Raw genomic sequence first — 471 nt, forward strand, 5'->3', positions numbered from 1 at the left:
GTTCAGCAGCATGGCTGCCATCTGGTCGGTGCTGTAGGTGGTGACGCCGGCCTCTTCGACCGCGCTGACGATGGCATCGTTGTGCCCCATCAGACCGGTGCCCTTGGTCCAGCCGATCAGCGCGTGCGCCAGGCTGACCCGCTCGGCCCACGAGGACTCCGCACTCCAGCGGTTCACCAGCGCGTCGAGCGCGGACTTGGCTTCGCCGTAGGCACCGTCGCCACCGAACATGCCGCGGTTGGGCGAGCCCGGCAGCACCACGTGCAGTCGCGACGCGATGTCGCGCTCGGCACCGATCGTCGACAGCCCGCCGATGAGCCGCTGCACGGCCCACAGCAGCACCTTCATCTCCATCTCGGAGCGGGAACCCGCCTCCGACAGATCCCCGGCCACACGCGGTGCGGCGAACGGGAACAGCAGCGTCGCGGTCTGCGCATCCTTGAGGTGGATCGATTGCGGCCCAAGGCTTTC

General features: G+C 68.6%; 1 protein-coding gene. It reads right to left on the bottom strand.

All coding sequences use genetic code 11. The features are described 5' to 3' along the window. Window positions 1-471 (bottom strand): hypothetical protein (locus RM844_RS32435; protein ID WP_311671026.1); only part of this gene is annotated, 471 nt, incomplete at both ends.

The organism is Streptomyces chisholmiae (assembly GCF_031845445.1).
GTDB classification, from domain to species: Bacteria; Actinomycetota; Actinomycetes; order Streptomycetales; family Streptomycetaceae; genus Streptomyces; species Streptomyces chisholmiae.